Raw genomic sequence first — 5,265 nt, forward strand, 5'->3', positions numbered from 1 at the left:
ACCGCGAGGGTGAGCGAGGCCATGCGGAAGCTTTGGGTCTCCTTGCTTTCCCCGGCATGTCCGTGGGGGGGCATGAAAAGGACGCAACAGATCATCAGGAGCATGATCCTGATGCCGAGAGAAACTCTGTTCGTCGTGCCTTTCATCATGTTTCTGCCTTTCTCCACAGCTTGACTATGACGTGTTCCGGGCCTTTGTCAAGGGGCGGGAAAGGCAAAAGGAGAAATTAGCGCCAGCCGGAGCACACATCCACCCATCCGCGGGAGCAGGAACAGGTTTCGAGGTCGGCGGGGGAGAGTTCGATGCTGCTGTTGTCGCTGCCGCAGGCGGGGAACACGGTATCGAAGCGGCGCAGGGATTCGTCGAGGAACACGTCTGCGGAGTCGGGAACGCCGAAGGGGCACACGCCGCCCACGGCGTGGCCGGTGCGAGCTTCGACCTCTTCGGCGGGAACCATTTTGACCTTTTTCACGCCGAAGGTCTTCTTGAAGCGGGAGCTGTCCACGCGGGCGTCTCCGGCGGTCACGAGAAGGATGGTGCGTTCGCCGTTCAGGAAGGACAGAGTTTTGGCGATGCGGCAGGCCTCGACGCCGAGGGCGCGGGCGGCGAGCTCGACGGTGGCGCTGGAGAGCTCGTGTTCCTGCACGTCGCGGTCGCGGTTCCAGCGGCGCAGATGTGCTTTGGCTTTTTCTATGGACATGGGAAACTCACTAGGCGGCAAGCATGAACCAGGAAGCGGCCATCATGACGGCGTAGGCTGCGGCGCCGAGCGCGCCGAGTATGGCGGCGAGGCCAGCGAGGTTGGCCCACAGGGGATTGCCGGAAAAATGCGCGCGGCTGCGCCAGAGGCCGAGGCTGGCGAGCAGGCCGTAGAGCAGGGCGAGCAGGGGCCAGACGAGGAAGGCGGTGGAACCGTGCCAGCTTTGCAGATCGAGCAGGGGAAAGAGCAGGCGGGTGAAGACGAGGTGTCCGACGAGGGGCACGGACACGCAGAAGATCCAGAAGGTGACGGTGAGGGAGAACTCGCCGTTCATGAGCTTTTTGACGATGTTGCGTGGAGCGTGCTGCTTGTCGCCGCCGGAGGCGGTGAAGAGTTCGGCGGCGCGCTTGCCTGCGCCTTTGCCTGCGGGAGTGCTGGACATAACGATCCTTGAAGAGCTTAGCGCGCGGAGCCCAGAATGTTGCGCAGTTGTCTGGGCAGGTTGAGATCGAGATCAATGGCCTTGGACGAAAGGGTGCGGTTGCCGTCGGCGTCGAGGGAGTAGCGCGGCGAGGGGAGACTGCCCTCGAGGCGCACGGGAAGGGCGGCGCTGCCGGGAATCTGCACGGAGCCGGAGGCGTCGATGGTTTTTTCCACGAGATCGACGTTGCCGGAGCCGGAAAGGGAAAGGCGGGGAGCTTCCATGGCGAGCCTGTCCACGGAGAGCTGACCGTTCTTGACGGCGAAGGAAAGGAAGAGTCTGTCGAAGCGGTTGGAGGAAAGGAGGGTGCCTGCGAGCGGAATGCTGGAAGGCAGAATGCTGAAGGAGGTTTCGACCTGGGACGATGTGAGGCTGCCCTTGCCGTTGAGGGAAGGCAGGCCGCGGGAGGTGGTGAAGGAGAGGGAGGCGTTGATGGAACCGCTGCCCATGAGCAGGGGTTGATCGGCGATGGCCTGGGAGATGTCGTTGAGATTGGCCTGCGGCACGCTGAAGTTGACGGAGAGCCGGGAAGAGAGTGGCGTGGTGGGCAGCATGACGGTTTTCATGGATGCCGTGACCGGGCTGCCGGCGAGGATGCCGGAGAGGGGATTGAATTCGTAGGTGCCGCTTTGCCCGGCGAGGCGGGTGTGAACGCTTTCGAGGTGGACGCGGTTCCAGCGCAGGTGTTCGGCGGAGAGCTGAAGATTGACGCGGGGCCAGCGGGTGAAGTCGCGGTTTTCGAGTTTTTTGGGCGTGGCGTCGCTGCTGCTGCGATAGTCGTCGAGGCTGAGGTCGCCGAGCTTGAGGTCGCCGGTGATGACGAAGGGGCTGTGCGAGATGACGAGGTTGCCGGAGAAGGTGAGGTCGTCGGCGTTGCCCTGAATGTTGGACATCTGCATGCGACCGTCGGACCAGCGCATTTCTGCGGCGAAGGAGCAGTCGCTGAAGATGCTGTGATCGGCGAAGGGCAGCGGATGATGAATGATGGAGCTGATGCGCTGCGGATCGCCTTCGATTTCGACCTTGAGTGTGGCGTCGCCCCTGACGGGATCGCTGTACATGCGGGCGAGGGAGGCGACGCTGCCGGAGGCGGTGGCGGAGAGATCGGGGCCTTTGAAGCGCAGCTGGGAAAGGGTGAGGGCGTCGCTGTCGAAGTCGTAGTCGAGTTCGCCGGAGAGGTTGAGGTATTCGCGGAAGGCGACGCCGTTGCCCGGGGTGAGCATGGCCTTTTCGATGGCGAAGGAAGCCTTGTCCTTGTTGAGGAGGGCGGAGCAGTTGAGCTCGATGCCGGCGTGGAAGAAGGGGGAGGAGCCTTCGATGTCGGTCTGGAGAACAAACTTGGTGGCGGTGCCGGGGTGGACGTTGGTGGCGCTCAGGGTGACGGGGGCGAACACGATGGTGGAGCCGTCGGGCTGAATGAGGCACACGCGGCCGCGGTTGATGCTGATGTTGTCGGGAGCGATGCGCAGGGCGTGGGGTATGCTCTGAATAAGGTCGTCGAAGTCGCGTCGATGTTCCACGCTGGCGGGGATGCCGTTGAGGTATTCCATGAGGGGCTTTTTGAGCTTCATGGTGAGGTTGAGGTCATCGACGGAGAAGTTTTTGATGCTGAATTTGCCGGTGAGCAGGGCGTGGGAGGAAATCATGACCGAGGCGCGGCTGAAGCTGAAGCTGAGGCTGCCGTCGGGGCGTTTCCAGGAGCTGGCGGCGAGTTCGAGGCCGCGGTTGGGGAAGAGGGTGAGCTCGGGGGCTTTTTCGGAAACGAGGGGGGCGCCGGTGCTGTTTTCGACGTAGGCGTTGAACTTGTCGACGATGATGTCGCTGTTGGTGGCGACCAGCGCGAAGAGACCGCCTCCGGCGACTAGGACGAGAAGAACGAGAACGATGAGTATTTTTCGCAGCATCTGAGTATCCGGCGAACGGGTTAATGGGGATACAGTATACAGAATCGGCGGAGGCGGCAAGTCCCCTGATGGTCGCGGGGCGTGATTGATGGGGAAATGGTGGGGAATGCGAAGTGCGGGAGGGGAAAACGCAGCCGGGAGAGGGGAAAAAGCGGGAAGATGAGGGGGAGGAGAACGTGGGAAGAGGAGGGGAAAAGGATGATGGGAACGCGGCAGGGGCCTGCGGATGAGCTCGGCTTCCTGCTCGCAAAGCAGAGGTGCGGCCGATTCCCCCGAAAAATTACTTGAAAATGATTTTCATTCTTGCTAACGTCAGCTTACGCCTTCCCCGGATATCCCGGAAGACGCGCTTCAACCATCCCGGGACGCGCTCGCGCTTCCCGACGACATACGCCGGGCTCACCCCGGCAGAGGAGAGTCATCATGCAGACGTTCGTCGTTCTCGTCATCCTTGCCCTCGCGGGCGTCTATCTCTTCACCAGATTCCGCCGTTCCGTTTCCGGCGGCGGCTGCGGCTGCGGCTGTTCCTGCTCCAAAAAGGGCGGCTGCGCTTCCTGCGCCACGTCGCTGGAACCGCTCCAGATCAAAAAACATCCCGACAACAGCGCTCCCCGTTCCTGATCTCGTAACTGTGCGCCGTCGCGGGGGGCCGGGGCCGTGATCCGCCCCCTTTTTCCTCCCCGCGACGCGCAAAATGTTCCGCCTCGGCAAATTTCCGGGCCGAAGTCGTGCGCGCGGCTCTTCCCTTTTTCAGAATCGGGCCTATTTTCTGAAAAAAAGGAGTATTCGCATGAACACGCTGACCCCCCGGCAGATCGTTGCCGAGCTCGACAAATATATCATCGGCCAGGAACAGGCCAAACGCATGGTGGCCGTGGCGGTGCGCAATCGCTGGCGTCGGCAGCAGCTCGATCCCGCGCTGCGCGACGAAATCGCTCCCAAAAACATCATACTCATGGGACCCACCGGCGTGGGCAAAACCGAAATCGCCCGCCGGCTGGCCAAGCTCACCGGCGCGCCCTTCATCAAGGTGGAGGCCACCAAATATACGGAAGTCGGCTACGTCGGCCGCGACGTGGAATCCATGATCCGCGACCTCATGGAAATCGGCATCAAGCTCGTGCGCGACGAAGAAGGTCAACGCGTGGCCGCCAAGGCCGAAGCTCAGGCCGAAGAGCGCCTGCTTGATCTTCTTCTGCCCGGCAGCAGCATGGAGGCGAGCCGCGAGGCTACGCGCGAAAAGCTGCGCAATCTCTGGAAGCTCGGTCACCTCGACGATCACGAGGTGGAAGTGGAAGTCACCGAACAGGCTCCCCAGATGGATATGTTCGGCATGCCCGGCATGGATAACTCTCTCGGCAGTCAGATGAAAAACATGATGAGCCGTTTCATGCCGCCCAAGACGCAGAAAAAGCGCATGAAAACCCGCGCCGCCTACGATATTCTCGTGCAGCAGGCCCGCGATTCCATGATAGATGAGGAACACATTGTGGAAGTGGCCCGCGAACGCGTGGAGCAGAGCGGTATTGTGTTCATCGACGAAATAGACAAGATTGCCAGCTCGGCAGCCCAGCAGCGCTCCTCGGACATCTCGCGCGAAGGTGTGCAGCGCGACCTTCTGCCCGTGGTGGAAGGCTGCGTGGTTAATACCAAGCACGGCATGATCCATACCGATCATATTCTGTTCATCGCGGCGGGCGCGTTCCACTTCAGCAAACCCTCGGACCTCATTCCCGAACTCCAGGGCCGCTTCCCCCTGCGCGTGGAACTCCAGGCCCTCGGCAGCAAGGAATTCTACCGCATCCTTACCGAACCGCACAACTCCCTGCAAAAGCAGTACAACGCCCTGCTTTCCACCGAAAACGTCACCCTCCACTTCTCCGAAGACGGCCTGCGCGAAATCGCGTCCTTCGCCGAAGAAACCAACGCCAGAACCGAAAACATCGGCGCACGCAGACTCTATACCATCCTTGAGAAAATCCTCGCCGATATCTCCTTCGACGCCCCCGAACGCGCCGGACAACACATCGTCATCGATAAAAACTACGTCTGCGAACACCTCGCCGACGTCAGAAACGACGTCGACCTCCAGCAGTTCATCCTGTAAAGACAGGAAAGGCAGAAAAGGCAGGAAAGACAGGAAAGGCATGCGGGGGAAATAATTCCCCCCGCACCCCCCC

5 protein-coding genes are annotated in these 5,265 nt (G+C 61.4%); 2 read left to right on the forward strand and 3 right to left on the reverse strand.

Annotation, left to right across the window (positions count from 1 at the left end):
• Positions 1-226: 226 nt before the first annotated feature.
• From ACZM96_RS09395 to ACZM96_RS09405, 3 genes are read right to left on the reverse strand one after another with little or no spacing between them, the layout of a single operon-like run.
• Positions 227-700 (reverse strand): YbaK/EbsC family protein, encoded by a 474-nt coding sequence (locus ACZM96_RS09395; protein ID WP_489488739.1) that lies wholly within the window; start codon positions 698-700, stop codon positions 227-229.
• A 10-nt stretch (positions 701-710) separates the two neighbouring features.
• Positions 711-1,142 carry a hypothetical protein gene (locus ACZM96_RS09400; protein WP_489488740.1) on the reverse strand — a complete coding sequence of 144 codons (432 nt, stop codon included), beginning with the start codon at positions 1,140-1,142 and terminating at the stop codon, positions 711-713.
• A 17-nt stretch (positions 1,143-1,159) separates the two neighbouring features.
• Entirely contained in the window at positions 1,160-3,085 is a 1,926-nt protein-coding gene (locus ACZM96_RS09405; RefSeq protein ID WP_489488741.1) for an AsmA family protein, read from the reverse strand.
• Between the two features lie 423 nt (positions 3,086-3,508).
• Here ACZM96_RS09405 and ACZM96_RS09410 point away from each other — a divergent pair, with 423 nt between their 5' ends.
• A complete protein-coding gene (locus ACZM96_RS09410) occupies positions 3,509-3,706 on the forward strand; it encodes a FeoB-associated Cys-rich membrane protein (RefSeq protein WP_489488743.1) in 198 nt (65 codons plus the stop codon).
• Between the two features lie 169 nt (positions 3,707-3,875).
• The gene (hslU, locus tag ACZM96_RS09415) at positions 3,876-5,192 is read left to right on the forward strand and encodes an ATP-dependent protease ATPase subunit HslU (RefSeq protein WP_294489154.1); all 1,317 of its coding nucleotides are present in this window, start codon (positions 3,876-3,878) and stop codon (positions 5,190-5,192) included.
• The last annotated feature ends 73 nt before the right edge of the window (positions 5,193-5,265 follow it).

The sequence above is a fragment of the Mailhella sp. genome, from assembly GCF_057866825.1.